Source organism: Mycobacterium sp. SMC-16, assembly GCF_046250085.1.
Lineage (GTDB): Bacteria > Actinomycetota > Actinomycetes > Mycobacteriales > Mycobacteriaceae > Mycobacterium > Mycobacterium phocaicum.
Genome location: NZ_CP176427.1, coordinates 491,047 through 516,025 on the forward strand (window position 1 = coordinate 491,047; position 24,979 = coordinate 516,025).

General features: G+C 68.1%; 26 protein-coding genes, 1 tRNA gene and 1 pseudogene. 10 read left to right on the top strand and 18 right to left on the bottom strand.

Annotated features, from left to right (window positions below):
• Positions 1 to 168: 168 nt before the first annotated feature.
• Positions 169 to 1,167 (top strand): AraC family transcriptional regulator, encoded by a 999-nt coding sequence (locus ACJEIK_RS02250; protein WP_064857545.1) that lies wholly within the window; start codon positions 169 to 171, stop codon positions 1,165 to 1,167.
• Between the two features lie 4 nt (positions 1,168 to 1,171).
• Here the strand turns inward: ACJEIK_RS02250 and ACJEIK_RS02255 are convergent, their stop codons facing one another.
• From ACJEIK_RS02255 to ACJEIK_RS02280, 6 genes and pseudogenes are all read right to left on the bottom strand, one after another.
• Positions 1,172 to 1,663 (bottom strand): hypothetical protein, encoded by a 492-nt coding sequence (locus ACJEIK_RS02255; protein ID WP_409430965.1) that lies wholly within the window; start codon positions 1,661 to 1,663, stop codon positions 1,172 to 1,174.
• A 2-nt stretch (positions 1,664 to 1,665) separates the two neighbouring features.
• Positions 1,666 to 3,699, bottom strand: coding sequence for a DUF4185 domain-containing protein (locus ACJEIK_RS02260; RefSeq protein ID WP_135357201.1), 2,034 nt, complete (start codon positions 3,697 to 3,699; stop codon positions 1,666 to 1,668).
• 94 nt (positions 3,700 to 3,793) lie between these two features.
• Complete coding sequence (locus ACJEIK_RS02265) at positions 3,794 to 4,159, bottom strand: hypothetical protein (RefSeq protein WP_135357200.1); 366 nt, start codon at positions 4,157 to 4,159, stop codon at positions 3,794 to 3,796.
• A 6-nt stretch (positions 4,160 to 4,165) separates the two neighbouring features.
• Entirely contained in the window at positions 4,166 to 4,672 is a 507-nt protein-coding gene (locus ACJEIK_RS02270) for a threonine/serine exporter family protein (RefSeq protein WP_409431789.1), read from the bottom strand.
• Positions 4,673 to 4,681: 9 nt separating this feature from the next.
• A pseudogene (locus ACJEIK_RS02275) lies at positions 4,682 to 5,261 on the bottom strand (threonine/serine exporter family protein); the annotation flags it as partial.
• Complete coding sequence (locus ACJEIK_RS02280; protein WP_244602336.1) at positions 5,165 to 5,500, bottom strand: hypothetical protein; 336 nt, start codon at positions 5,498 to 5,500, stop codon at positions 5,165 to 5,167. The gene ACJEIK_RS02280 and the pseudogene ACJEIK_RS02275, both read right to left, overlap by 97 nt.
• 125 nt (positions 5,501 to 5,625) lie before the next feature.
• Here ACJEIK_RS02280 and ACJEIK_RS02285 point away from each other — a divergent pair, with 125 nt between their 5' ends.
• From ACJEIK_RS02285 to ACJEIK_RS02295, 3 genes are all read left to right on the top strand, one after another.
• Positions 5,626 to 5,766: a hypothetical protein gene (locus ACJEIK_RS02285; RefSeq protein WP_162563299.1), complete on the top strand. Its 141-nt coding sequence runs from the start codon at positions 5,626 to 5,628 to the stop codon at positions 5,764 to 5,766.
• Positions 5,767 to 5,829: 63 nt separating this feature from the next.
• Complete coding sequence (locus ACJEIK_RS02290) at positions 5,830 to 7,056, top strand: ATP-binding protein (RefSeq protein WP_135357199.1); 1,227 nt, start codon at positions 5,830 to 5,832, stop codon at positions 7,054 to 7,056.
• A complete protein-coding gene (locus tag ACJEIK_RS02295; RefSeq protein WP_212808176.1) occupies positions 7,053 to 8,075 on the top strand; it encodes a tetratricopeptide repeat protein in 1,023 nt (340 codons plus the stop codon). Before ACJEIK_RS02290 ends, ACJEIK_RS02295 begins: the two co-directional genes overlap by 4 nt.
• A 29-nt stretch (positions 8,076 to 8,104) precedes the next feature.
• On the opposite strand, the gene ACJEIK_RS02300 is transcribed toward ACJEIK_RS02295, so the two are convergent.
• The 3 genes from ACJEIK_RS02300 to ACJEIK_RS02310 form a co-directional block, all read right to left on the bottom strand.
• On the bottom strand, positions 8,105 to 8,509 hold the full coding sequence (locus tag ACJEIK_RS02300) for an HNH endonuclease (RefSeq protein WP_409430966.1): 405 nt from the start codon (positions 8,507 to 8,509) through the stop codon (positions 8,105 to 8,107).
• 44 nt (positions 8,510 to 8,553) lie between these two features.
• Positions 8,554 to 8,628, bottom strand: a tRNA-Thr gene (locus ACJEIK_RS02305).
• 48 nt (positions 8,629 to 8,676) lie between these two features.
• Complete coding sequence (locus ACJEIK_RS02310) at positions 8,677 to 9,972, bottom strand: hypothetical protein (protein ID WP_409430967.1); 1,296 nt, start codon at positions 9,970 to 9,972, stop codon at positions 8,677 to 8,679.
• A gap of 132 nt (positions 9,973 to 10,104) precedes the next feature.
• On the opposite strand from ACJEIK_RS02310, the gene ACJEIK_RS02315 reads away from it, so the two are divergent.
• Both ACJEIK_RS02315 and ACJEIK_RS02320 read left to right on the top strand, forming a co-directional pair.
• The gene (locus ACJEIK_RS02315; RefSeq protein ID WP_020098732.1) at positions 10,105 to 10,824 is read left to right on the top strand and encodes a response regulator transcription factor; all 720 of its coding nucleotides are present in this window, start codon (positions 10,105 to 10,107) and stop codon (positions 10,822 to 10,824) included.
• A 35-nt stretch (positions 10,825 to 10,859) separates the two neighbouring features.
• A complete protein-coding gene (locus ACJEIK_RS02320; protein WP_409430968.1) occupies positions 10,860 to 12,374 on the top strand; it encodes a sensor histidine kinase in 1,515 nt (504 codons plus the stop codon).
• On the opposite strand, the gene ACJEIK_RS02325 is transcribed toward ACJEIK_RS02320, so the two are convergent.
• Genes ACJEIK_RS02325 through ACJEIK_RS02345 form a run of 5 tightly spaced genes read right to left on the bottom strand, consistent with a single transcriptional unit; the run spans position 12,321 to position 16,658 of the window.
• Positions 12,321 to 12,725, bottom strand: a complete 405-nt coding sequence (locus ACJEIK_RS02325) for an HIT family protein (RefSeq protein ID WP_409430969.1) — start codon at positions 12,723 to 12,725, stop codon at positions 12,321 to 12,323. The two genes, ACJEIK_RS02320 and ACJEIK_RS02325, sit on opposite strands and share 54 nt — an antisense overlap.
• 9 nt (positions 12,726 to 12,734) lie before the next feature.
• Positions 12,735 to 13,712 carry an enoyl-CoA hydratase/isomerase family protein gene (locus tag ACJEIK_RS02330; protein ID WP_409430970.1) on the bottom strand — a complete coding sequence of 326 codons (978 nt, stop codon included), beginning with the start codon at positions 13,710 to 13,712 and terminating at the stop codon, positions 12,735 to 12,737.
• A 12-nt stretch (positions 13,713 to 13,724) separates the two neighbouring features.
• Complete coding sequence (locus ACJEIK_RS02335; protein ID WP_409430971.1) at positions 13,725 to 15,086, bottom strand: cytochrome P450; 1,362 nt, start codon at positions 15,084 to 15,086, stop codon at positions 13,725 to 13,727.
• Between the two features lie 15 nt (positions 15,087 to 15,101).
• A complete protein-coding gene (locus ACJEIK_RS02340) occupies positions 15,102 to 16,034 on the bottom strand; it encodes an SDR family NAD(P)-dependent oxidoreductase (RefSeq protein WP_409430972.1) in 933 nt (310 codons plus the stop codon).
• A complete protein-coding gene (locus tag ACJEIK_RS02345) occupies positions 16,035 to 16,658 on the bottom strand; it encodes a PaaI family thioesterase (protein WP_267324597.1) in 624 nt (207 codons plus the stop codon).
• A gap of 461 nt (positions 16,659 to 17,119) precedes the next feature.
• Here ACJEIK_RS02345 and ACJEIK_RS02350 point away from each other — a divergent pair, with 461 nt between their 5' ends.
• Genes ACJEIK_RS02350 through ACJEIK_RS02365 form a run of 4 tightly spaced genes read left to right on the top strand, consistent with a single transcriptional unit; the run spans position 17,120 to position 22,482 of the window.
• Positions 17,120 to 18,286 (top strand): thiolase family protein, encoded by a 1,167-nt coding sequence (locus tag ACJEIK_RS02350; RefSeq protein ID WP_409430973.1) that lies wholly within the window; start codon positions 17,120 to 17,122, stop codon positions 18,284 to 18,286.
• Positions 18,287 to 18,293: 7 nt separating this feature from the next.
• Positions 18,294 to 20,510 (top strand): MMPL family transporter, encoded by a 2,217-nt coding sequence (locus tag ACJEIK_RS02355; RefSeq protein ID WP_409430974.1) that lies wholly within the window; start codon positions 18,294 to 18,296, stop codon positions 20,508 to 20,510.
• Between the two features lie 8 nt (positions 20,511 to 20,518).
• Positions 20,519 to 21,484: an SDR family NAD(P)-dependent oxidoreductase gene (locus tag ACJEIK_RS02360; protein ID WP_409430975.1), complete on the top strand. Its 966-nt coding sequence runs from the start codon at positions 20,519 to 20,521 to the stop codon at positions 21,482 to 21,484.
• A 23-nt stretch (positions 21,485 to 21,507) separates the two neighbouring features.
• Complete coding sequence (locus ACJEIK_RS02365) at positions 21,508 to 22,482, top strand: NAD-dependent epimerase/dehydratase family protein (RefSeq protein WP_409430976.1); 975 nt, start codon at positions 21,508 to 21,510, stop codon at positions 22,480 to 22,482.
• Here the strand turns inward: ACJEIK_RS02365 and ACJEIK_RS02370 are convergent.
• The 4 genes from ACJEIK_RS02370 to ACJEIK_RS02385 all read right to left on the bottom strand — a co-directional run bounded on the left by ACJEIK_RS02370 (position 22,470) and on the right by ACJEIK_RS02385 (position 24,978).
• Complete coding sequence (locus tag ACJEIK_RS02370; RefSeq protein ID WP_237163040.1) at positions 22,470 to 22,892, bottom strand: nuclear transport factor 2 family protein; 423 nt, start codon at positions 22,890 to 22,892, stop codon at positions 22,470 to 22,472. The genes ACJEIK_RS02365 and ACJEIK_RS02370 overlap by 13 nt on opposite strands.
• Positions 22,893 to 22,965: 73 nt before the next feature.
• The gene (locus tag ACJEIK_RS02375; protein WP_061002522.1) at positions 22,966 to 24,096 is read right to left on the bottom strand and encodes an NDMA-dependent alcohol dehydrogenase; all 1,131 of its coding nucleotides are present in this window, start codon (positions 24,094 to 24,096) and stop codon (positions 22,966 to 22,968) included.
• A gap of 94 nt (positions 24,097 to 24,190) precedes the next feature.
• Positions 24,191 to 24,754, bottom strand: a complete 564-nt coding sequence (locus ACJEIK_RS02380; RefSeq protein ID WP_064857344.1) for a nuclear transport factor 2 family protein — start codon at positions 24,752 to 24,754, stop codon at positions 24,191 to 24,193.
• A gap of 17 nt (positions 24,755 to 24,771) precedes the next feature.
• A complete protein-coding gene (locus ACJEIK_RS02385; RefSeq protein WP_061002518.1) occupies positions 24,772 to 24,978 on the bottom strand; it encodes a ferredoxin in 207 nt (68 codons plus the stop codon).
• Position 24,979: the final 1 nt, after the last annotated feature.

Here is a 24,979-nt window from a genome sequence, read left to right on the forward strand (position 1 = left end):
ATTGTTGGAGATGAAACGGTCGCGCTTTGCTGAATGTGCGACGTGCGGGCGATGCAGTCGTCGATGGGCCGGCGCGACGCTGCGCCGGCCCATCGTGAAGCTCGACTGTGCTGCACCGTACCGGTTTGTGTCTTGACATTTCGCGACAAATTTTTGACAGTTAGGGACATGTCGGTCATCCGCGGCACGGCGCTCACGAGCTTCCACGAGTTGGTTGCTGAACTGGGCGGCGACAGTGATGCGCTTCTTGCCGCGGCGAACATCGCGAGCGGCGACATCGGCCGTCACGATCGCTTCATCTCGCTGCCCAGCGGTACCCAGGCGCTCGAGTTCGCGGCAGTGGCCCTGCGCACGCCCGATTTCGGACGCCGACTTGCGTTGCGCCAGAACATCGACATCCTCGGCCCCGTCGGGCTGGCGGCGCGCAATGCTGAAACGGTCGCCGACGCGTTCGTCATCTTCGACAAGTTCATGGCCGCCTACAGTCCCGCGATCAGCGCCCGCATCACCGTCCCCGTGGGTACGGACCTGCGCCGCTTCGAATTCGAGTACCTCCTGGACCCGGCGCCGCCGCAGGCGCAGGCCATCGAGCTCTCACTCGGTGTCACGCTGCAGGTGTTACGACTGTTCCTCGGGCCGGACTACCGCCCGCTCTCGGTGCACCTGCCGCACTCGGCACGCACCCCGGCCGACGAGTACCAGTCCTACTTCGGCTGCGCGCCGTCGTTCGGTGAACCGGTCGCCGGGTTCACGCTGCGCGCCGCCGACCTGGAGCGGCCGTTGCGCACCGACCGGATCGCGCATCAGACGGCCTTGGACTACCTCATCAGCACCATCGGCGAATCCGAGCCTGCCACAACCCAATTGGTTCGCACCTTGGTTCGTCAGCTGCTACCCGGTGGGGCCGTGGGACTGCAGGACATCGCCCGCCATGTCGGGCTGCATCCGAAGACGCTGCAGCGGCGGCTCTCGGCCGAGGGCGCGACGTTCGGCGACCTGGTCGACCAGACCCGCCGGGATACGGCGCAGCGGCTATTGCTCGATACCGAGCTGACCCTCGACCAGCTCTGCCGGAATCTCGGCTATGCCGAGCAGAGCGTGCTCACGCGGTCGTGCAAGCGGTGGTTCGGCACGACCCCCACTGCCTACCGGAACGGTCGGCGCTGACAACTCAGCCGAGCCGCGTCCAGAGGCAGTAGCCGGAGAACTCGACCGAGGACGCCGTGGGCGCGACGTCGAAGTGCAGGGTCTGGTCGGGTGCGCCATCGATGGCCGTCGGCGCGCTGACCACGCCGGCGCTGATCACCGCGCGCTGATCGACGTGGCAACGGTTCCCGGGTGCGAGCGGCGTGCCACTCCACTTGCCGGACATGAGGTTTGGATTACGCATGCCCTGCCCGCGCAGGGCGATGACGGGGCCCGTGCTCCACCAGCGGTCACTGGGGTCGGCAGGTAGTGCGACGGCCTGCCAACGCCCTTGGTGGCACTGCAGCGGGGTGTTGGCCCCCGCTGTGGGCGCCGGCGTCGTCGGCATGGTGGTGGCTTCGTCGGCTGTCGGCGGACATGGCTGATCCTGTTGGGGCGCAACGGGATCGGCAGCGCACAGCGGCGCCATCGCGGTCGCCAGGGCGACTGCGGCCAGCACGACGGTGGTGCGGATCATGGCTACAGCTTCGTGAGGTCGGTCTTCATCAGCATGACGTTGTACTCGCTCCACAATGACAGGTTCCAGTACAGATCGGTACCGGTGCCCAGGGTCGACGGCGACCACGGCTGCATCATGGGCGCGTAGATGCCGCCGTTCTGTTGCGGCATCAGCACGGTGGCGGCGGACCACGTGCCTTCGGGCCTGTCGGCGGTGCGCAGCACGATGTTGTTGAACTGGTCGCCGTAGAGCGTCACGTACTTGCCCAAAGTCGGGTTGTACTGCACCGACATCTCGCTGACCTGGTTGCCGGGCTTGCCGATCCCGCACGCCCCGGTGTCCCTGCCGAACACCACGCCGGCCTTCGCCGGATCCTTGTACCAGCCCTGCTTGATCGCACCGATGCCGAACCAGCCACCCGCACTGCCCTTGTTGTAGTACTCGTACTTCGACGCGTCGAGGATGTCGGCCTCGGCCACCCGCGAGATGTACGCGGCGCCGCCGCGCCCGTTCGGGGTGCCGTACGAGTAGACGTAGCCATCGCCGGGACGAACCAGGGCCGCCTGCTGGAAATTGGCGTTGCCGCCCCAGTTCTGGCGGACGCTCTGCGGTGCGATGGTCCAGTTCTCGCCGTTGTCGGTCGAGTACGCCATCGCCGAATAGTTCGTCGTCCACTGGCCCGGGGCGCCCCACTGCTTGACCGACATGAAGCTCAGGTACTGGGTGGCGCCGTACTGGGTGCCCGGTGTCGGCACCGAGATGCCCGACGTCGGGATCAGCGTCACTCCCGACGGCAGGCCCGCGGGGAGTTTGGCGGGCAGGATGATCTGGCGCGCCGTCGTCGGCGACGACAGCGGTGTACCGCCGAACATGTTGCCGTTGAACCACTGACCGGCGGGTATCGAGATGCCGTCGGCGAGATTGGCATCCGACGAGCGGAACAGGATGTTGTTCAGCCAGTTTCCGGTCATGTTGGGGCCGCTGAAGGTGTCGCCGAACGCCATCAGCACCTGGTGCTCGTTGATCGGGGTGCTGGGATCGTCGGCGATTCCGTTGTCCCACGCGGTGCCGACGTCGGTACCCCAGACGCCGAACCGCGTGTAGGTGTCGTTGGGGGCGAAGTTGCCCGTCACCCAGTCGACGAAACTCGTTGACGGACTGAGCTGTAGACCCGGCGTGGGCCAGGCCGGCCGGGGGTTCATGATCGTGGTGAGTGCGGCCATGGGGTTGCTCAGCACCTGGCCGGTGGTGGTGAGTGCGCTGACGACGTTCTGCGGCTTGATGGCCGTCAGAAGGTTGTCGATCTCCTTGCGGGCAAAGGCCAGCACCGTCCACGCCAGCGTCGGCTGGGCGGGGCTGCCCATCGGGTTGAAGGCCCAATTCAGCGCGCCGGAAACGGCTTTCATCACGGCGGCCACCGGGTTCAGTGGCTTGGCCGTGGGGGCGGTGACGTTCGGAGTCAGCAGGTTCGTCGTCGCGGACACCGAGCTCGGCGCCGCCGTGACCGCGCTGGTGGTGACCTTCATGACCGTCGGTGCGACGGCCGCCACGCCGGCCGGTTTGGGTGCGGCGGTCTGCTGCTGGTTGGCGAGCGCCTTGGTGCCGGCGGGCTTGTCCGGCGTCAGCCGTGGGCGTTTCGGGGTTTTCGGGACCGCGGCGGCCGGTGCGGCGTCGTTGGCGTTGTTGTTCTTCTGCTGGTTCGCGCGATCACGACCCTTGCCGGGCGCTTTGGCCGGCTTGTCGGTCTTGGGGTCGGACGGGGTCTCGGTCTTGGGGTCGGACGAGCTGTCGTCGGCGGAGCCCGCGGCCGGCGTTTCGGTCTTGTCGTCGCCCTTCTTGGGCCGGGGCTTGTCGCGACGCGTTTTGGCGGGGGTTCCCGAAGTGCCGGACGCACCGGCGCTTTCGCCTGTCGCGGACGCCGCGGGTGGGCCGGCGGCCGCTCCGGTTTCGGTCTGGTCGGCCCACGCGGCGCCCTGGCCGGATGCGATCGCGGTGCCGATGCCGAGTGCGACGGCGAGCCTTCCGACCCGGCCGACGTAGCGTGCGGCGCTCATCGTGTCTCCCTGCAGTTCCAGCTAATTAACCTATGGAACAACATCGGCTCGCACCGCGGGAGAGTTTCGACGGGTTGTTTCCGTCTCGATACCGTCAGCGCAGCAGGCCGGCTTCCCGCAGCGCGTCCTCGTACAACTCGATGGCGTGATCGATGCCGCGATCGACCCAACTGTCCACGAAGGCCACGCGGTCCGCGATCAGCTGGATGCCGGTGGCCCAGCGCTCGAAATCCCCAGCGCGGCGCAGCATGTCGATCTGGACACGGGTGCCCTTGACGTGGATGAAGCCGCCCAGTTCCGTCGTCTGCGGGCGCAGCACCGTGACGTCGAAACTGTCGATCCGGCCGTCGTCGGCGAGTGCCTGCAGGTAGCCGCGGGCATCGCGCAGCGCCGCGAGGGCCTGCAGTTCGCGTCCCGGGGTCGGCAATCCCCAGGCAATCCAGATTCCGGTCTCGGACATGGCGCCTTACGCTACGCGCGAGCCGAGCAGTCGGCGGGGAAGACGCGGGCGGCGCATGGTGCGCGCCACCCATTCGCCGAGGGTCACCCCGGCCGCCAGCGTGCAGCCCACCATGACGGCGGTGAAGAGGTTGGAGATGGCCGCCAGGGTCTGGCCGGCCATGATCTGGGACAGTCCGCGGTAGACCGCGAGACCGGGCACCAATGGCGTGATGCCGGCGACGGCGACGATGATCGGCGGGACGACGGCGCGCCGGGCCAGCAGGCCACCGGCCAGACCGACAACGGTGGCGGCGACCGCGGAGGCCACGATCGGACCCAGCCCCGCGTTCAAGATGGACCCGACCAGTCCCGCGCCGACGGCACCCGACGCGAGACCGCCGGTGAGCACCATGATCGGCAGCGGCGCGTAGGGGAGCACCTCCTGCTGCATCGGCGGCAGGCCGGCGCCGAGGGTGGCGGTGAGTCGCAGCGCGATGCCCACGCCACCGACCAGTCCGGCGGTGTAGACCATCACCTCGATGAACCGGCCGGCCGCCGTGACGGGCGCACCGGTGATGGCGTCCTGCACCGAACCTACGAGCGACAGCCCGGCCATGAGCACGATGATGCCGGAGACGATGATGCGGTACGGCGCGACGACGGCGCTGTGTTCGATGGCCAGCTTGTAGATGAACGCTGCCGGGACCGTTGCCATGAAACCGCCCATGACCTGCTGGAAGAAGTAGGGCAGGCCGAGCTTGCCGAGTGCGACGTTGGTGCCGTAGATCGCGGCGGTGGTGATGAACGAGACGACGGCGAGTGTCGGGCTGCCGCCCAGCATCAGCGTCACCGCGGCCGCCATCAGTGCCCAGCCGGACAGCGCGACCTTGCGTGAATACGGGTGGTCGGCGGCGACGATGTGGTCCAGCGCCGCGCGGGCGGGCTTGAGGCCGAGGTGTCCGCGGCCGATCTGCCGGCAGCGTGTCGACCTGTTCGAGTCGCGTGTAGTCCAGCGAGCGGTATTTCACCGTGCGCATGTAGTTGGTCGGCGGCAGGCCGGGACCGCGCCGGGCCGAGACGTGGATGGCGTTGTAGGTGACGTCGACGGCGCAGTCCGGCAGCCCGTAGGTGGCGGCGACGAAGGCGATCTGCTTACTGGTGTCGATGGCGCCGTGCCGGAGTCCAGCAGCACCTCGCCCACGTTCATCGCCAGTTCGACGACCTCGGTGACGGCACGTTCGTCGCTCAGGTCGATGGGTCGTGCCGGCGCGATGACGGGCAGGCCCGCGGTATCGGCGGTGGACGGCCGGTCACCGAGGATGCGGCGTCGAGCGGCGGCGACGCGGTCGCGCAGTGTCACAACAGAATCGTAGGTCCCATGACTGGCCACTCTCCGCCGTGTGCCAGATCACTGCCGGGCGGCGTTCGGTTGGCCGAGTGCCTGCCGACTACACCTTGCGGAACGTTTTCAGAGGGAGTCGTGCGTTGGGGGACCTTGGGCCGGGTGACCGGCTGTGGCGTCGTGCTGCCCGCTGGTGGCCGGTGCTGGTGGCGTTGGCCGTCACCGTCGCGCTCGCGATCGGTGGGCACTACTGGATCGCTGCCGGCTGGTCCGGGCCTCGGTGACCGGGCAGCTGCCGGTACTGCCGACTTAGGATTGAAGTCGGCTCGGGGGCGAGGGGGATGGAAATGACCGACGATCCGGTGATCGCACAGTTGGTGCAGGCCGTCGAGCAGAGCCCGGACGCGCTGGCTCTGCGCCTGCACCTGGCCGCACTGCTGGCCGATCGGGGCAGGCACGCCGAGGCACTGGCGCACTGTGGTGCGGTACTGGCCGCCGACCCGACCGACACCACGGCGCAGAACTTGTTGCAGCAGTGCACCGCGGCACTTGCCGCCCCGGTACCCGTAGCTGAACCCGAAGTGCCGCAACCGAAGTCGTCGTTCGACTGGGATGCGGCCGAAGATCAGGTGTCCGACATCGTCAAGCCCGCTTTTGTCGACGAACCGGCGCAGGCGGTGGGAGCGGACGACTTCGAGGCCGTCACGCGCAGTGGGGTGCGGCTTGCCGACGTCGGCGGCATGGACGCCGTCAAGAAGCAGCTCGAACTCTCGCTACTCGGGCCACTGCGCAACCCCGAGCTGATGAAGGCCTTCAAGATGTCGGCCCGCGGCGGGCTGCTGCTCTACGGGCCGCCCGGGTGCGGGAAGTCGTTCATCGCCAAGGCGGTGTCGGGCGAGCTGGGTGCGAACTTCTACCAGGTCGGCATCGCGGACGTGTTGCACCGCTGGTTCGGGGAGAGCGAACGCAGCATCCGCGCGGTCTTCGACACCGCGCGGCGGAACGCGCCGTGTGTGCTGTTCTTCGACGAGGTTGACGCACTGGGCCACCGCCGGTCCGCCCTGAGTGGGACGTCCGGCATCCGGACCATCGTCAATACCCTTCTCGAGGAACTGGATTCGGCCTCGGCGAGCAATGACGGCGTGTACATCCTGGGCGCCACCAACGCGCCGTGGGATGTCGATGCGGCGCTGCGCCGGCCGGGCCGGTTCGACCGGATGGTCTTCGTCGGGTTGCCCGACACCGCGGCCCGGGCCAGCATCGGGCGGTTGCACCTGCAGGATCGTCCGATCGAGGGCATCGACCTGTCCGCACTGGCGGCTCGCACGTCGGGCTTCTCGGGTGCGGATCTGGCGCACGTCTGTGACACCGCAACGCAATTGGCGATGGCCGACTCACTGCACACCGGGCAGGTCCGGCCGGTGCGGATGTCCGATGTGGAGGCGGCGCTGCGGCAGGTTCGCCCGTCGACCGGTCCGTGGTTCGATACGGCGCGCAACGTCGTCGAATTCGGCAATCGCGACGGCACCTACGACGAACTGGCGAAGTACCTGCGTCGCAACAAGATTCGGTGACGGCAGAGGCTGTCGATGCCGCGCTGCAGCAGGCGCGGATGTACCTCGACGTCGACAATCATCAGCGCGCCCGCGAAGTGCTGGCCCATGCGCTGTCGATGGCGCCGGACCATCCGGCCCTGCTGATCTTCGATGCCCAGGCCGCCATCGGGCTCGGCGACTACATCGGCGCCGAGCGCAGGCTGTATGCGGCGCTGAAATCGGCGCCTGACAACGAGCACGCGATTCGGTTGTACGCGCTGGCGCTTCGCGGACAAGGCCGGTGGCACGAGGCGAAATGGATGGCCTGGCGCGCGGTATCCGCTGACCCGAACGAGTATCGCACCCACCTGGTGTATGCCCACATCCTCTCCGATGAAGGCTGGCTGGATGCCGCGCTCACCGAGGTGACCGAAGCGATCCGGCTCGAACCCTCGGATCCCGATCTTTTCGTGTTGCGCGGAAACATCTTTCGGAAGCTGTCGCGCACCGCCGAATCGGATGCCGAATACACTGCCGCGCTGCGGCTGCAACCCGATCACGCCATCGCGACGCACAACTTGGCAGTCAACCGGATGGCGCGGGGACGGCTACTGGGCGCGCTGCGGGGCTTCCTCGGCGCCGGCACGCTCGACCCCACCCTCGGCGGTCTGGCACGCAGCAACATCGCACTCGCGATGGCCCGGTGGCTGCGGTGGTGTACCGCGGGAGTGCTGTTCCTGGTGTGGCTGCTGCTCGTCACGGCGGCCCCGGGCAACACCCTGGGTGTCGGACCCCGGCTCGGGATCGCGGCGGCGACCATCGGCCTTGGCGCTGCACTCGGAAAGCTGGTGGTCACCGTCGGGCGCCGGACCTTGGCGTCGGCGCTGAAAAGCCGCCCACTGCTGGCGATGCGCCTTTTGGTCGTTGTCGTCGCGGTGGTCCTGGGGGCCTTGACGGTCGTCAGCCCCCGGCAGTTGGAGGTGGTGCAGATCGGCGCTCCGATGCTGCTCATCGTCACCCTCGTGCTGGCCTGGGTAGGCCGCTTCACGCGGCAGTAGGCGGGCACGAAGTCGCGCCGTCGTCCTCCCTAGTACGACTGCCCGTTGGCGTATCGCTCGCGACGGAAGTGGCGGCCGTTGCCACGGTTGCGGCTCTTGTACGTCGGCAGCTGTGAGTCACAGTTCGGGCAGACCAGCCGCAGGTTCTCCCGGCTGTTGTTCGTCGGGTCGCCGTCGATGTGGTCCAGTACCAACGCCAGCGGCAGGTCTTGCCAGGTCGTGTCTCCGCCGCAGATCGCGCAGCAGCCGGATTGGACGCCGAGAAGATAGTCCCGGATGTAATGGCCTTGGTGGCTGTCGATACGCCCGACACCGGTCTCGAGCCACAGTTTCGTGCTGGCGTCGCGGCGAGCCACTGCCTGGCAGGCATTGCCGCAGTAGACCTTCTGGCTGCGCTTCACAAGCGGAGTGCCACAACCAAGGCATGACCTCATGGGCCGACGTTACGACGGGCCACCGACAAGTGGTCGCTTCCTTTTGGAGCCTCCCGTCGGGATTGAACCGACGACATCCGCTTTACAAGAACGGCGCTCTACCACTGAGCTAGGGAGGCATGCGGTTCGAGAAACCTCGAACCGCCCCGAATCCTAACCCGTCAGCTTCACTGGCCGGATATCGGCGGGTCCTGCCCATTCTGGTCGACGACTTGCCGCGCGGCTGCGGCCTTGGCGGCTCGCTTGCCGCGTTGGCGGCTCAGGGGGATGCGTCCGGCGATGTTGCTCAGCGGATTCACCGCGTCGTTGAGGACGAGCACCGCGTCGTACAGCTTGTCGACGGTCGGGGCGAGCCCGGCGAGCACGGGCGCCAGCTGGTTGAGATTGTCGACGACGTCGTTCAACTTCATCAGGGCGCCGTCGGGTGCGGTGAGGACGTCGATGGCGCCGCCCTCGTCGAGCAGCCGTTCGGCGATGCCGCCCTCGCTCAGCAGGCGGTCCACCAGGCCGCCGTCGGAGAGCATCTTGTCGACCGGCCCGCCATCGCCGAGGAGGCGGTCGGCGATGCCGTCGGCACGCAGCACCCGGTCGACGACGCCGTTGTCGGCCAACAGCCGGTCGGCGATACCGCCTTCGCCGACCAATCGGTCCGCGATGCCCTCCGGGCGAAGGACCCGGTCCACGATGCCGCCATCGGCGAGCATCTGTTCCACGACGCCGCCCTCGGCGAGCCCGCGGTCGGCCACCCCACCCGGGGCGAGCACGCGGTCGAGGATGCCGTCGGTGGACAGCACACGGTCGACGACGCCGCCGTCGGCCAGGACGCGGTCGGCGGGGCCGCCCGGTTCGAGCAGCCGGTCGACGATGCCGCCCGAACTCAGCAGCCGGTCGACCACACCACCGTCGGCGAGGACGCGGTCGGCCGGTCCGTCCTTGGCGATCAGGCGGGCGGCGATGCCGTCCTCGCTGAGTACCCGGTCGACGACACCGTCGGGCGCGAGCACCTGTTCGGCGAAGCCGCCGGGTGCGAGCACGCGGGACAACGCCCCTTCGTCGGATGTCAGTTGGTCCAGCAGGCCGCCGTCGAGGGTCAGCTGGTCGATGATGCCGCCGGGTGCCAGGGCCCGTGTCACGGCGCCGCCCTCGGCGGTCAGGCGGTCGAGGAGGCCGCCGTCCTGGCTGATCTGATCGACCAGGCCACCCGGGCGGAGCAACCGGTCGAGCACACCGCCCGGTGCCAGCGCCCGGCCCAGCGGAGCGTCGTCGTCGACCAGGCGGGTGAGGCGGCCGGCCCGGCTCAGCGTGTCGTCGAGGCCGAGCATGGACATGACGGGCGAACCCACGCTGGTGTCGCCGAGCGCGTGTTGCACGGTGGACAGCGTGCCGCTGGCGATCTCCAGACCGGCGCTGGCGATCTTCAGCGGCGCCGCGGCCAGGTCTGACAGGGCTTTACCCAGATCCATCGGCCAAGTGTATGGCGCCGGTCACATCTGATGTGTCGAGGTGCGGGAGGTCTGGCAAATGGCTGTACGACTCACAGCATCTTCACAGCCACCAGGCAGGGAGGATTTAAGGCCTGCGAGGACCATGGCTGCATGGCCATGGCTGCAGTTCCTGAGGCGACCCCCGAAGCGCGGATTCTCGTCGTGGACGACGAGACCAATATCGTCGAGCTGCTGTCGGTCAGTCTGAAGTTCCAAGGCTTCGAGGTGCACTCCGCCTCCAACGGCCCCGCCGCGCTCGACAAGGCCCGCGAGGTCAAGCCCGATGCGGTGATCCTCGACGTGATGATGCCCGGTATGGACGGGTTCGGCGTGCTGCGCCGGATGCGCGCCGACGGTATCGACGCGCCCGCGCTCTTCCTCACCGCCCGCGACAGCCTGCAGGACAAGGTGGCCGGCCTGACGCTCGGCGGCGACGACTACGTCACCAAGCCGTTCAGCCTGGAAGAGGTCGTGGCCCGGCTGCGGGTGATCCTGCGTCGCACCGGCCGCGGGGTCGAAGAGCCGCGCAGCGCCCGGCTGACGTTCGCCGACATCGAGCTCGACGAGGACACCCACGAGGTGTGGAAGGCCGGCGAACCGGTCTCGCTGTCGCCGACGGAGTTCACGCTGCTGCGCTACTTCATCATCAACGCGGGCACGGTGCTGTCGAAGCCCAAGATCCTCGACCACGTGTGGCGCTACGACTTCGGTGGCGATGTGAACGTCGTCGAGTCCTATGTGTCGTACCTGCGCCGCAAGATCGACACCGGTGAGAAGCGCCTGCTGCACACGTTGCGGGGTGTCGGTTACGTGCTCCGCGAGCCGCGCTGAGACATTTTTGGCGGGGCATCACCAACAATGGAGTGATGACACGCCACCTGGGCGAGCGCAGCGACGGGACATGGCGCGGTACACGCGGCATTCCGCTGCGGGTCGGGCTGGTCGCTGCGACCGTGCTGCTGGCGGCCCTCGGCCTGCTGGCTTCCGGCGTCGCCGTCACCTCGATCATGCAGCACAGCCTGATCAACCGCGTCGACGAGACACTGCTCGACGCGTCGCGGAGCTGGGCGCAGGAACCGCGGCGCATCCCGGCCACCCCGATCGAGGGCCCGAACCCGGCGCGGCCGCCGTCGAACTTCTACGTCCGCGGCATCGACCCCGACGGCCGGGTGTGGATCGCCGTCAACGACAACGACGCGCAGCCGGCGCTGCCGGACAGCAATGACGTCGGCCCGGTGCCGACGACGGTGGGCTCGATCCACCACTCCGACGTGAAATGGCGCGCCATGACGGTGCGCGGCCCGGCCGGGGAGTTGACGACGGTCGCGATCGACCTCTCCGACGTGGCGTCGACAGTGCGGGCGCTGGCGTGGTCGCAGGTCGGCATCGGCGCTGCGGTGCTGCTGATCCTGGGGATCGCCGGGTACGTCGCGGTGCACCGCAGCCTGCGGCCCCTCGTCGAGGTGGAGCGGACGGCGGCCGAGATCGCGGCGGGCCAGCTCGACCGTCGTGTTCCCGAGCGCGACTCACGCACCGAGGTCGGCCGATTGTCGTTGGCGCTCAACGGAATGCTCGCGCAGATCCAGAGCGCGGTGGCCTCGTCGGAGCAATCGGCGGAAACCGCGCGCACGTCCGAGGAGCGGATGCGGCGCTTCATCACCGACGCCAGCCACGAGCTGCGGACGCCGCTGACCACTATTCGCGGATTCGCCGAGTTGTACCGGCAGGGTGCCGCCAGCGACGTCGAAATGCTGATGAGCCGCATCGAGAGCGAGGCCCGGCGCATGGGTCTGCTGGTCGAGGACCTGCTGCTGCTCGCGCGGCTGGACCAGCAGCGGCCGCTCGAGCAGCGGCCCGTCGACCTGCTGATCCTGGCGACCGACGCGGTGCACGACGCGCGGTCCATCGCGCCGCGGCGGACCGTGTCGCTGGAATTGTTGGACGGGCCCGGGACACCGGAAGTCCTGGGCGACGAAGCGCGGCTGCGCCAGGTGCTCGGCAATCTGGTGATGAACGCAGTGCAGCACACTCCCGAGACCGGCGGGATCACGGTGCGCGTCGGGACGGTGGGCGCCGACGCGGTGCTCGAGGTCTGCGATCAAGGTCCGGGTCTGTCGGCCGAGGACGCGCACCGGATCTTCGAGCGCTTCTATCGGACCGATTCGTCACGTACCCGGACCAGTGGCGGCACGGGTCTCGGCCTGTCGATCGTCGACTCGCTGGTGCGGGCGCACGGCGGCGTCGTCACGGTGACGACCGCGCCGGGGCAGGGCTGTCGTTTCACGGTCCGGCTGCCGCGGGTCGGCGGCGCCGCTGACCCTGCCGAATCAGCCGACGGTGCCGAGGGCAGCGATGATCTTGGCCTGAGCTTCGTCGAGTGATTCCGGCGACGGGTTGCGGTCGACGTTGGCGAACCCGAAGTCGGACAGGTTGCGGGCCGGGAACACGTGCACATGCAGGTGCGGCACCTCGAGTCCGGCGATGATGACGCCGGCCCGCTCGGTGTCGAACGCGCTGCACACCGCGCGCCCGATCTTCTGCGACACGGCCATCACCTTGCCCCACAGCTCGGGGTCCACGTCCTGCCAGTTGTCCACCTCGGCCCGGGGCACGACCAGGGTGTGACCCTGCGTCATGGGCTCGATGGTGAGGAACGCGACGACGTCGTCGTCCTCGTAGACGAATCGGCCCGGCAGGTCGCGGTTGATGATCATGGTGAAGACGGACGGCATGGGTCCAGCCTATTGCTCGACGCGGGTGCCGGATAGCCAGGGCTCGATGTGGCCGGCGAAGGGACTGTCGCCGATGGTCTCGTAATCCTGCTGAAAAGCGTCCGCCGTCAAGTGCTTTCGCGGATTGCGGCCGGTCCCGACGAATCCCGCGAGCTCGAAGTCGAGTGCCGCGGACAACGACCTGTTCCCGCCGAAGTAGACGGCGCGTTTGACGGCCGCGATGGCGTAGGGCGACCGGCGGGACAGGCGCTGCGCGGAGGCCTGCACGTCGTCGAGCAATTCCTCGGCTGGGGCGAGCCGGTGCACGATGCCGGCCTCGAGCGCCTCGCGCGCGGTGAGCGGGCGGCCTTCCAGCATGTGCTCCAGCGCGGCGGACATGCCGAGCATTGCCGGAAGCCGTTGGCTCCCACCGCCTCCCGGTACCAGGCCGGCCAGAATCTCGATCAGGCCGATGCGGACCCGGTCGGCGGCGGCGGCGATGCGCAGGTCGCAGAACAGCGCGAGTTCGAACCCACCGCCGAGGGCCGTGCCGTTGATGGCCGCGAGGTAGACGACGCCCGACCGGTTCATCCGGGTGATGGTGCGCTTGAGGATGGCGCTGTAGACGATGCCGGTGCCCCAGTCGCCGCCCCGGGTCTCGGTGGCCCTGAGCAGGGCGGGCACGCGCATGGCGGCGTTGTTGAGCTTGATGGACCAGGTCACCGCGCGCGACGGCAGCGGCGGCGTCGCCATCTGGAAGAACAGCTGCACCTGTTCGGGTTCGGAGTGCGAGATGAACTTGTCGCCGGTGCCGGTCAGGATGACCGCCCCGACCGACGGGTCCTGATCCGCAGCGCGGGTCAGCCGGTCCATGTCCTTGACCAGCCGCAGCGACAGGAAGTGGTTGGGCGGGTCGTCGAACCGCGCGGTCAGGACGCGGCCGTCCTGGTGCAGCGTCAGGGTTTCCAGGTTCAGCTCGGCGGTGCGTACCGGGGCTCGTCGTGGCACGGCGGCGTCTTCCTAGGCGTTGACGGTCTGGACCAGGGCGGGGATGGGCCCGTCCGGCACGATGGTGAGCGGCGCGGTGATCGGGAACGTCGCGCTGCGCGACGTCAGCCGGCAGTGCCGGACGATCGACGCGAGTTCCAGGGTCGCGGCGGTCAGCGCGAAGAACTCGCCGATGCACGACCGCGGCCCACCGCCGAACGGCAGGAACTGCCACTGCATCCGGGAGCGCCCCGCGGTGAACCGATCGGGATCGAATTCCAGTGGCCGCTCCCATAATTGGGGGTCGCGGTGCATCGCGTAGACGCCGACCATGAGCATGCTGCCCGCCTCGACGCGGAAGCCGTCGACGGCCATGTCCTGCCGGGCGATCCGCATCACCGCGGGTGTCGGGCCGCCCAGGCGCAGGGCCTCCTGAATGACGCTGACGGTGTACGGCAGATGGCTGCGCGGATTCGTCCGCAGCGCGGCTTCGTCGACCGCGGCGACCTCGGCCGCCACCCGGTCGAAGATCTCGGGATGACGGCCCAGCGCCCACAGCGCGTAGGCGAGCGTCGTCGCGGTGGTCTCCAGTCCCGAGGCCAGGAAGATGACGAGTTCGTGGCAGATTTCCTCGTCCGTCAACGGTTCTGACGTCTCGGGGTCGCGGGCCTCCATCATGGCGCGGACCAGGGGAGCGCTCAGCTGCGGATCGGTGCGGCAGTCCTGCAGGATCTGGGCGGCGAGATCGTGTGCGACCTTGTTGAACCTGACCGCGAAGCGGCGCTCCCTGGTCGGCACCCAGCTCGGCAGCTTCACCGGGGCGCGGCCCCGGTCGGCGATGTACTTGCTGATCCGGCGCAGTGGATCGACCAATTCGTCTGTGTACGAACCGGGTTCGAAGCCCATGATGGTGCGGCCGAGCACCCGCATGGTGATGCGCCGGCTCTCCCGGTCGAGGTCGATCTCGGACCCGTCCCGCCACGAGGTCGCGGCGTCGGTGGCGATGTCGTACATCTGCTCATTGAGTTCGGCGATGCGCGCGGTGGTGAACACCGGTTGCAGCATGCGGCGTCGCCCGACCCATTCCTTGTGGCTGAAGTTCAGCAGCGAGCCGCCGTTGAGCTTCTGCTGTTCGGTCATGAACGGGAAGTCGCGGTCGACGGCCGGGTAGGTGGCGGTCAGGACGTCGCGGGCACCCTGCGGCGAGGTGACGACGACGATCGGCGGCATCATCCACTTCGCCGCGATGCGCACCGTGGTGACGGGGCCGCCGGCGTCGCGGAACGTCTCGCATCCGCTGTGCGCGACCTGGATCGCGGCAATGCGCTCGCGCAGACTCAAGGGCACGTCGGGCGCCGGCGGCAGCCGGTCGACGTCAGTTGCGTCGGTTGACACGGTCGGCTCCTGTCGTCAGATGTCGTACCGGACACCGGTGTGGTGTTCGGCGGCAACCCAATTCGCGGTCATCAGCGCCTGGTCGGTGGCCGCACGTCCGGCCTTCGCCGGCGCCGGTAGCCCGCGCATCCCGAAGAACCGGTCGGGCCCGTAGTAGCCGCCGCCGACGACGTCGTCCGCGGCGGCGGCGTAGGTGATCGACAACGCGGCGATGTCCGCCGGCTGGCCGATCGCCCGGCACGAGGCGCGCCACGAGACGTCGCCCCACTTGCGGCCCGAGTGCATGCCGGCGTCGGTGTCGGCCCAACCGGGTTGTGCGGATACCGATTTCACGGTGCTGCCGGCAGCCGTCAGCCGGCGCTGCAGTTCATTGGCGAACAACAGGTTGGCGAGCTTGGCCTGGCAGTACCCGTCGAACGCGGAGTAGCGGCGGGTGCGCCAGCCCGGATCGGCCGGCGCGAGCTTGCCGAATCCCGGTCGACCGACGAACTCGTGGGCGCGGCTGGTGACCACCACGACCCGGTCGGTGATCCGGTCCAGCAGGTGACCGATCAACGCGAAGTGCCCGAGATGGTTGATGCCGGTGTGCAATTCGAAGCCGTCGACGGTCAGGCCGTACGGCACGTGGCACACCCCGGCCAGCGCGACCACGGTGTCGACGGGTCCGCATGCGGCCGCCGCGGCCTTCACGGAGTCCAGGTCTGCCAGATCGAGGTGCAGAGTCTGTGCGGCAGGACCGATTTCGGCGGCCAGGGCCGCGGCCTGCTCGGGGCGGCGGCAGGCCAGGATCACCTGGGCTCGGGCGGCCGCCAGATGCCGCGCGGTGGCGGCACCGAGACCGCCGTTGGCGCCGGTGATCAGGACCGTGCGGCCCGTCTGGTCAGGGACATGTGCGTCGAGCCAGTCTTTCGCGACTTTGGTGGCACTGGCGCCGATCGACCGCGCCATCTAGCCGCGGGCCCACTTGGGCTGGATGAAGACGCCTTCGGCCTCGATGGTCACGCCCTGGTCGTCGGCGATATGGGCGACGCCGTAGGCCTTGAAGCCCTCGGTGCGCACAATGCGGGCCTCGGCCCGCAGCTTGCCCAGCGGGGTGGGACGCACGTACTTCACGTTGATCGTGCCGGTGAACCGGGTGGTGCCGTCGTTCGACGCGACCTCACCCAGCACGTGGTCCAGGATCATGGCGCAGACGCCGCCGTGCGCGTGGTTGGGCGGGCCCTCATAGGCAGCGCCGAGGGAGAACTCGGACCACACATAGTCGGTCGCCTCGAGCACGACCGTCAGCGGCGGCGCGACCGGGTTGCGCAGGCCCACAACGGCATTGGTCCACGGCAGCCACTCGCCTTCGGTGGTGAAGCGCAGACCCCAGGTCTTCTCCAGTTGCTTGGAGCGCAACCGCGCGGTGGCCGACTCGATTTCGGCTTTCGCGGCCGCGATGGTGTCGGCATCGGCATCGCTGCGGGCGGTCGCGTCCATCAGTTCGCGGACGGACTGGGTCAGCGGCTCGAATACGGAACGGAGGCGTTCGGCTTCCTCCGGGCTGAGGGTGTCGGTGCTGAAGTCGAGCATGCCGCTACTAGAACATGTTCTACCGGATGCTGTCGAGCCCAGAGTTTGCTGCGATGGCAGTCGGTGGTTTGCCACAGCGGCGGGGCCCGCCGAACTGACTGCGCGGTCAATGGCCTGAATCGCCGTCTCGGCAAATGGTGTTCGAAACGCTGTTATCGGTTGTGCGCCAACGCCGTTCCGGCTGTGACGGGGGTTACATCGGCATGTGCCATATGCAATTATTGAAACAAGTTCTAACTAGTTCGCTAAATCCATAATTAACGCTCCTGACGTGGATATTTACGTTGATGGAATATAGACCGCGGTTGATTTGCGTGCTAGAAACTATTGCCGTTAGTCGCTGAAATCAGCACAACGAAGAACAGCCATGCCGTTATGTCCGCGCGCACACGACAGTTCTGGGCAGTCCGCGGATTGCGCGGTGCCACAAGCGGACGTCGTTGCCGAGGAGGGCAAGAACCTTGACCAATCCCGTAGTCGTTGCGTATGCGCGAACCCCGTTCACGCGTTCGCTGGTAGGTGGACTGGCCAACGTTTCCGAGTTCGACCTCGCGAGCACCGTGATCCGCGAGGTCATCAACCGCTCGGGTGTCGACCCCGAACTGATCGACAACATCGTGCTCGGTGAGGTGCTGCAGGGCGGCGGCTGTATCGCCCGCTACTCGGCCCTGGACATGGGTCTGCCGCTGGACACCCCCGCGGTCGCGGTCGGCGGCTGGTGTGCGTCGGGAATGATGGCGATGCACCAGGCGGTCGCGACCATCAAGGCCGGCATGGGCAAGTGCGTCATCGCCGGCGGTCTGAACACGCCCTCGGCGTCACCGCTGGCGGGTCCGCACTTCGCGGCCACCGGCATCACCGACACCCAGATCGCCCCGATGCATCCCGGCATCGGTGAGATGCCCGCACTCGACCTGGCCCGGACCCTCGGCGAAGGCACCGCGCGGCAGTTCGGGCTGACGCGCCAAGAGGTCGACGAATGGTCAGCCCGCGCGCACACGCTGGCCTCGGACGCCATCGAGGGCGGTGTCCTGGATACCGAGAAGGTTGCCGTAACCGTGAACGGCACAGAGGTTTTCGCCGACGAGCTGCCGTGCCGCGAATTCAACATGACCAACCTGTCGGCACTGACGTCGTTCCTCGGCGAGGACTGCACGGTGACGCCCGGCAACCAGACGGGCCTCACCGACGGCGCCGCCGCGATGATGATCTGCGACCCCGAGTTCGCGAGCCTCCACGGCCTGACTCCGCTGGCCGAGATCATCGGCTGGTCGGTCGTCGGCTCGGAGCCCGAGCGGGCCACCGACGCGGCGATCACCGCCACCCGGCGGGCGCTCGACGGTGCCGGCATCAGCACCGAGGCCGTCGACCTGTACGACGTCCACGACTCCTATGCCTCGATCGGCATCGCCTACGAGCGCTCGCTGAACATCAGCCGCGACCGGCTCAACGTGCACGGCGGCGGCCTGGCGCTCGGCCACCCGTACGGCGCCTCCGGTACCCGCGTGGCCGGCACCCTGATCAACGAACTGCAGCGTCGCGGCGGCGGCATCGGCGCAGGCGCGATCGTCAGCGCGGGTGGCCTGGGGGCCGCCGTCGTGCTCAACGTCTTCCCGCCGGCGGCGTGACGCGGCGATGCTCGAGCTGATCTCGCGCGTGGTGATCGCCGCGCCCAAACGGATTCTTGTCGCCACTGTTCTGTTGATGTCGGTCTTCGGCATCCTGTCCGCGCCCGTGGCGGATCTGCTCGGCGCCGGTGGCTTCACCGACCCCGACGCCCAGTCGAACCGGGCGAACAAGGTGCTCACCGAAGAGTTCCACCGCGGCTTCGTGAACCTGAACCTGTTGGTGCAGGCGAAGGAACCGGTGACGTCGGCCCCGGTGCGGGCGCAGGTCGACCGGTTGGTCACCGAGTTGCGTGGCACCGAACACGTCGCGCGGGTGCTGTCGCCGTTCGAGGCGCCCGATCCGGTCGCGGCCGGTCTGGTGAGCAAGGACGGGCGCTCGGCCCTGGTGATCGCCTTCATGGACGGCAACGAGACCACCGGCATCGCGTCCTCCACCACGTTGGTGGAACGCTATGTCGGGCAACGCGATCCAGGCCTGACGATCTCGGCGGGCGGTCCCGGTGCCGTGTACTCCGCGGTCAACGAGCAGAGCCGGCACGACCTGACCCTCAGTGAGGCCATCGTGCTGCCACTGACGTTCCTGGTCCTGGTGTGGGTCTTCGGCGGCGTGGTCGCGGCCCTGGTGCCGCTGGCAGTCGGGGCCTTTGCGATCTCGGGTTCCGTTGCGATTCTTCGGGTTCTGGCCGAGTTCGTCGACGTCTCGGTGTTCGCGCTCAACCTCGCGGTGGCGCTCGGCCTGGCCCTGGCGATCGACTACTCACTGCTGTTGGTGAGCAGATATCGCGAAGAGATCGGTGACGGCTCCCATCCCGACGAGGCGTTGCGGCGCACCATGCGCACCGCCGGCCGGACGGTGGTGTTCTCGGCGGCCACCGTCGCACTGTGCCTGGCGACCATGGCGGTCTTCCCGATGTACTTCCTGCGGTCGTTCGCGTACGGCGCGGTGTCGGTCGTGGCCATGGCCGCGCTCGCGGCCCTCGTCATCACGCCGGCCGCCATCCGGGTCGCCGGCAAGCGGATCGGCAAGCCGGGCCGGCGCGGACCGCTCACCGAATCACGTTGGTACACGTGGACGCACGCCGTGATGCGTCGCCCCAGGATCGCCGCGGCCGTCACCCTGATTCCGCTCGTCATCGTCGGACTGCCGTTCCTCAACATCAAGTTCGGCTTCCCCGACGACCGCATCCTGCCGACCACATCGTCGGCCCGGCAGGTGGGCGACCACATGCGCAGCGACTTCACGCAGGACGCCGGGCTGCCGGTGCACATCGTGCTGTTGCACGGCAACGGGTCACGTGACAACGCCGCCATCGATGCCTACGCCGCCGAGCTGTCCAAGGTGCCGACCGTGGTGGCCGCGGCCGGACCGGGTGCCACCTATGCCGGTGGCCGTGCGATCGGGCCCGCCGGGCACGAAGCCGGCACCGCTAAAGACGCCAGCTTCCTGACCGTCACCACCACGACGCTGCCGTTCAGCGCGGCGTCCGACGAAGCGCTGGACCGGTTGCACGCCGTGCCGCCGCCGGCCGGGATGACGCCGCTGTTCACGGGAGCCGCGCAGTCGAACCGCGACGGCGTCGAGGCCATCGCGAGTCGGGTGCCGACGATGCTCGGGTTGATCGCCGTGGTGATGTTCGTCCTGCTGTTCCTGCTGAGCGGCAGCGTGATCATCCCGCTGAAGGCGTTGGTGCTCAACGCTTTGTCGCTCACCGCGACGTTCGGGGCGCTGGTGTGGATCTTCCAGGAGGGACACCTCGGCGGGCTGGGCACCACCGTGGTGGGCACCCTGGTGTCCACCATGCCGGTGCTGATGTTCTGCGTCGCGTTCGGGTTGTCGATGGACTACGAGGTGTTCATCATCGCGCGCATCCGCGAATTCTGGCTCGCCTCAGATCGTTCCGATGCGGCCGGCCGAGAGTCGGTGGCTCTCGGTCTGGCCGGCACCGGCCGGATCGTCACCGCCGCGGCACTCGTCATGGCGATCACGTTCGCCGGTTTGGTCGCATCGCAGGTGTCGTTCCTGCGCATCTTCGGGTTCGGGCTGGCGGTCGCGATCCTGGTCGACGCCATCGTGATTCGGACAGTCCTGCTCCCGGCCGTCATGGTGCTGCTGGGCAAGGCCAACTGGTGGGCGCCCGCCCCGCTGGCACGGCTGCACGCCCGCATCGGCCTGAATGAGGGTGCACCGTCCAGCAATTCGTCGGTTAGAGCGGAAGTCGGGTGATGAATCAGATGGCCACACGCAGTCTGCTGTTGACGGGCGCCACCTCCGGGCTGGGGCTCGGACTGGCGCAGCGGATCGTGGGAACGCCGGGCTGGCACTGCGTGCTGCCGGTCCGGAACGCCAAGCGGGGCGAGGAACTCACGGCACTGCTCGGTGACCGCGCCGCCGATGGCACCACCCACATCGTGGTGTGCGACCAGGGTTCGCAGGACAGCGTGCGCCGCGCCGCCGCGGACATCGCGCGTCTGGTGGCCGACGGCGTCATCCCGCCGCTCAGCACGGTCGTGCTCAACGCCGCGGTGCTGCGCAACGACGCCCAGGAACTCAGCCCCGACGGCATCGAATTGACCGTCGCCACCAACCTTTTCGGTCCGCATGCGCTACTGGCGCGCATCAGCCCGCAACTGGCCGCCGATGCCCGCGTCATGATCGTCGGGTCCCCGACGATCCGCCAGACGCTGTTCCAGCGGCTGGCGCGGGTGAAGACTGCGGAATGGAAGCCGCTCGCCGAGCAATGTCTGCCCAGCGATGACGGTGTGCAGGCATACGCGCGCACCAAGCTCGGCTTGTTCTACCTGTCGCGCGCGACGGGACGCCTGGTGCCCGAGGGTATGTCCGCGGCGTACTTCGACCCGGGCGTGATGCCGGGCACGAACATCCTGCGGGAGCGCGGTCAGTTCAGTCAGGTGTACTGGCGCCGGGTGCTGCCGTACATCGCGTGGACGTTCGGCGGGGTCACCGTCGGCCGCGGTGCGCGCTCGATGTCTCCCTACGTGCTGCACCAGAAATCGATGGGGGACAGCGGTTTCCTGTCGGTGAAGTGGGGCAAGCGCGCACCGGCCGTCGACCCCGAGCGGGTGCACGAGTACTTCGTCGAGGCCAACGACATCACCGGTATCGGTGAGTCCGACGCCGCGCCGTGGTGGTCGCAGCCGGACCGCCTGCTCGGCCGGCCGGTCGGGCCGCGCGCCTGATGGCGCCGCGCAAGTCACTGGTCATGGGAGCCAGTGGTTTCCTCGGCTCCCACGTGACGCGCCAGCTCGTCGAACGCGGCGACGACGTCCGGGTGCTGCTGCGGGAGACCAGCTCGACCCGGGGCATCGATGACCTCGACGTCGAGCGTTGCTACGGAGACATTTTCGACGACGACGCGGTGCGGGCCGCGATGGCTGATCGGGACGTCGTCTTCTACTGTGTCGTCGACGCCCGGGCCATGCTGCCCGACCCGGCGCCGTTGTTCCGGACCAATGTCGACGGACTGCGGCAGGTGTTGGACATCGCGGTGGACGCCGGCCTCGACAAGTTCGTGTTCGTCAGCACCATCTGCACCATCGCCGTCAGCGGTGACGGGTCGGTCGTCGATGAGGACACCCCGTTCAACTGGGCGGACAAGGGCGGCGACTACGTCCGATCACGGCGTGCGGCAGAACAACTCGTGCTGGATGCTGCGACGCAGCGCGGACTGCCGGCCGTGGCGATGTGTGTGTCGAACACCTATGGTCCACGGGACTGGCAGCCCACGCCGCACGGTGAGATCGTGGCGCGCACCGCCGCCGGCCGGATGCGGTTCTATGCCTCGGACGCGGCCGCGGAAGTGGTCGGTATCGAGGACGGCGCCCGCGCCCTGCTCCTGGCGGCCGAGCACGGTCGCGTCGGGGAGCGCTACATCATCTCGGAGAGCTACCTGCCACTGCGCACCATCCTGGAGACGGCGGCCGACGAAACCGGCGTGCCGCCACCACGATTCGGGGTACCCAAGGCCGCGATGTACGCCGGTGCCTACGCCACGCAGCCGCTGCGCGCGCTGCGCCCGGGCAAGATTCCGCCGCTGGTCACCATCACGCGGCTGCTGCACATGACATCACCGGCCGACAACAGCAAGGCGCGGCGGGAGCTGGGCTGGGAACCGGAGCCGACGGTGAATGCCATTCGCCGCGCGGCCCGGTTCTACGCCGACAATCAGTTGGCCTGATCGGCGGGCTGCTCGAACGTCATGGCCTCGAGGTTCCAGTACCCGCGCAGGTTGGTGATGAGACCCTCGGCGTTGACCTTGTAGGTGAAGACGCCGCGGACGCTGGCCACGAAACCGTTCGGAAACTCGGTGCGCAGCACCAGGATGTAGGCGATCTCGTCGGGTGAACTCGACGGGAACGTCTCCTCGCACGTGACCGTCAGCTGGTTGGGCCCGATGTTGGTGTCGTAGAAGGCGGCCAGGGCCTCCTTGCCCTTCACACCGGTGCCGTCCGGGTTGGTGACGGCCTCGCCGATGGGGTCTTCGACGACGATGTCGTCGGCCATCAGGGCCAGCCAGCCCTCACGGTCATGGCTCTGCACGCAACGCCACGACGACTGCGAGGCGGTGACAACGGGATTGTCGGACACGGGATTTCCTTCCATTTCATGCCGAAACGGCATTCCAGCAGGTGGAATGCCGTTTCGGGTTGGTGCGTCTCGCTCAGCGGTCGGCGTCGGTGTACCGGATGACACCGCGGATGTTGCGGCCCTCCAGCATGTCCCGGTAGCCGTCGTTGATCTGCTCCAGCTTGTACTGGCGGGTGACCATGTCGTCGAGGTTGAGGCGGCCGGCCTTGTACATGGCCAGCAGTGACGGGATGTCGTGGTGCGGGTTGCCGCCACCGAAGATGGTGCCCTGCAGGCGCTTCTGCATCAGCGTCAGCATCGACAGGTTCAGCTTCACGTCCAGGCTGGCCATGTTCGCGACGGCGGTCACCACGCAGGTGCCGCCCTTGCTGGTGATGTTGAGGTAGTTGTCGATGTCCTCGCCGTGCAGCTCGCCGACGGTGACGATGGTCTTGGTGGCCATGCGGCCCTCGGTGACCTCCGCGACGCCGGCCATGGCGCTGAAGATGTCGGGGTAGGCGTGTGTGGCGCCGAACTTCAGGGCGTTGTCGCGTTTGAACTCAACGGGATCCACGACGAACACGTTGCGGGCGCCGGCGTTGAGCGCACCCTGGAGGGCACCCGTGCCGACGCCGCCGACGCCGACGATGCAGACGTCGTCACCGGGGCGCACGTCGCCGCTGCGGACCGCCGAGCCGTAGCCGGTGGTGACGCCGCAGCCGACGAGGCAGGCGACCTCGAACGGGATGGTGGGGTCGATCTTCACGACGGAGCTCTTGTGCACCACCATGTACGGGCTGAAGGTGCCCAGCAGGGTCATCGGGATCACCGGCGTGCCGTCGGCGGCGTGTACGCGGTTGGTGCCGTCGGACACCGCGGTGCCGGTCAACAGGTACATGCCCAGGTCGCACAGGTTGCGCATACCGGCCTGACACGACGGACATTCACCACACGACGGGATGAAGGACAGCACGACGTGGTCGCCGACGGCGATGTGGTCCACGCCCGGGCCGACCTCGACCACGATGCCGGCGCCCTCGTGGCCGCCGAGGACGGGGAATCCGGCCATCGGGATGTCGCCGGTCACCAGGTGGTGGTCGGAGTGGCACATGCCCGAGGCTTCCATCTGGATCTTGACCTCGTCCTTGACAGGGTCACCGATCTCGATCTCCTCGATCGACCACGGCTGGTTGAACTCCCAGATGAGAGCACCTTTTGTCTTCACCGCACGTGCCTTCCACTAGAACCTGTTTCAGTTAGCGTAGAGGTAAAAGTTACGTTCGTCACACCCCACCCCCCAACCAATCGCTCGGCTGGTTTCACCAGATCGGGACGGGAGCCTCGCCCAGCGGGTAGTAGCCCGGCAGCTGCTCGCCGGCCAGGCTGCGCTGGATGCGCTGCTGCATGCCTTTCGACAGCTTGCCGGCCGTCATCAGGTCCAGGTAGAGCTTCTGCACGTGGCCGAAGTCGAAGAAATCGCGCTGCCAGGCGATCTTCGGTTCCCCGTCGACGTTCTCCAGCCGGAACCAGCTGCCGCCGATGCCGTAGATCTCCCGCTCCGGGGCCGAGGCATCCTCCGGATCGGTGACGACCTGCTTCCAGAAGCCGACCACCTCACCTTGCTTGTCGTCGATCACCACGCGTTGGTAGGGGTACTTCCAGCCTTCGAGGCCCTCCATCTCCAAACCCAGAGCGATGTCGCGGATTTCGGCCTTGCCGAGGCACATCACGTCTTCCTTGGGGCCGATGTTCCAGCCGTACGTGGCGTCCTCGGTGTAGAAGTCGGCCATGGGCTTCCAGTCGCCGGCCGCCTCGGCGTCACGGTTGACCTGCAGCCACCGCTCGACCCACTCTTCGAGTTGTGCGCGGGGGAATGACGTCATTGTCTTGTCCTTTGTTTTCAGCTGGTTTCGCGAATGAACAGGGCTTGGGTGGGGCACTCGGCGACAGCGCGCTCGATCTCGTCGCGCGCGTCGTCGGGCGGGGTCTCGTCGAGAATCTCGACGGTGCCGCGCTTGGGGACGTTGAAGTAGTCCGGCGCTTCCAGAGCGCACATGGCGTGGCCCTGGCACAGGTCGCGGTCGACTTCAACGCGGTAGCTGCCCATC

What these genes read in the sequence shown, in the direction of transcription:
- ACJEIK_RS02340 (WP_409430972.1), bottom strand. Translation starts at nt 16,034, where the DNA reads ATGGCGCGGTCGATCGGCGCCAGTGCCACCAAAGTCGCGAAAGACTGG.
- ACJEIK_RS02345 (WP_267324597.1), bottom strand. Translation starts at nt 16,658, where the DNA reads ATGCTCGACTTCAGCACCGACACCCTCAGCCCGGAGGAAGCCGAACGC.
- ACJEIK_RS02320 (WP_409430968.1), top strand. Translation starts at nt 10,860, where the DNA reads ATGACACGCCACCTGGGCGAGCGCAGCGACGGGACATGGCGCGGTACA.
- ACJEIK_RS02255 (WP_409430965.1), bottom strand. Translation starts at nt 1,663, where the DNA reads ATGATCCGCACCACCGTCGTGCTGGCCGCAGTCGCCCTGGCGACCGCG.
- ACJEIK_RS02290 (WP_135357199.1), top strand. Translation starts at nt 5,830, where the DNA reads ATGACCGACGATCCGGTGATCGCACAGTTGGTGCAGGCCGTCGAGCAG.
- ACJEIK_RS02385 (WP_061002518.1), bottom strand. Translation starts at nt 24,978, where the DNA reads ATGGGCAGCTACCGCGTTGAAGTCGACCGCGACCTGTGCCAGGGCCAC.
- ACJEIK_RS02380 (WP_064857344.1), bottom strand. Translation starts at nt 24,754, where the DNA reads ATGACGTCATTCCCCCGCGCACAACTCGAAGAGTGGGTCGAGCGGTGG.
- ACJEIK_RS02325 (WP_409430969.1), bottom strand. Translation starts at nt 12,725, where the DNA reads ATGCCGTCCGTCTTCACCATGATCATCAACCGCGACCTGCCGGGCCGA.
- ACJEIK_RS02315 (WP_020098732.1), top strand. Translation starts at nt 10,105, where the DNA reads ATGGCCATGGCTGCAGTTCCTGAGGCGACCCCCGAAGCGCGGATTCTC.
- ACJEIK_RS02265 (WP_135357200.1), bottom strand. Translation starts at nt 4,159, where the DNA reads ATGTCCGAGACCGGAATCTGGATTGCCTGGGGATTGCCGACCCCGGGA.
- ACJEIK_RS02260 (WP_135357201.1), bottom strand. Translation starts at nt 3,699, where the DNA reads ATGAGCGCCGCACGCTACGTCGGCCGGGTCGGAAGGCTCGCCGTCGCA.
- ACJEIK_RS02250 (WP_064857545.1), top strand. Translation starts at nt 169, where the DNA reads ATGTCGGTCATCCGCGGCACGGCGCTCACGAGCTTCCACGAGTTGGTT.
- ACJEIK_RS02360 (WP_409430975.1), top strand. Translation starts at nt 20,519, where the DNA reads ATGGCCACACGCAGTCTGCTGTTGACGGGCGCCACCTCCGGGCTGGGG.
- ACJEIK_RS02355 (WP_409430974.1), top strand. Translation starts at nt 18,294, where the DNA reads ATGCTCGAGCTGATCTCGCGCGTGGTGATCGCCGCGCCCAAACGGATT.
- ACJEIK_RS02365 (WP_409430976.1), top strand. Translation starts at nt 21,508, where the DNA reads ATGGGAGCCAGTGGTTTCCTCGGCTCCCACGTGACGCGCCAGCTCGTC.
- ACJEIK_RS02270 (WP_409431789.1), bottom strand. Translation starts at nt 4,672, where the DNA reads ATGGTCTACACCGCCGGACTGGTCGGTGGCGTGGGCATCGCGCTGCGA.
- ACJEIK_RS02310 (WP_409430967.1), bottom strand. Translation starts at nt 9,972, where the DNA reads ATGGATCTGGGTAAAGCCCTGTCAGACCTGGCCGCGGCGCCGCTGAAG.
- ACJEIK_RS02300 (WP_409430966.1), bottom strand. Translation starts at nt 8,509, where the DNA reads ATGAGGTCATGCCTTGGTTGTGGCACTCCGCTTGTGAAGCGCAGCCAG.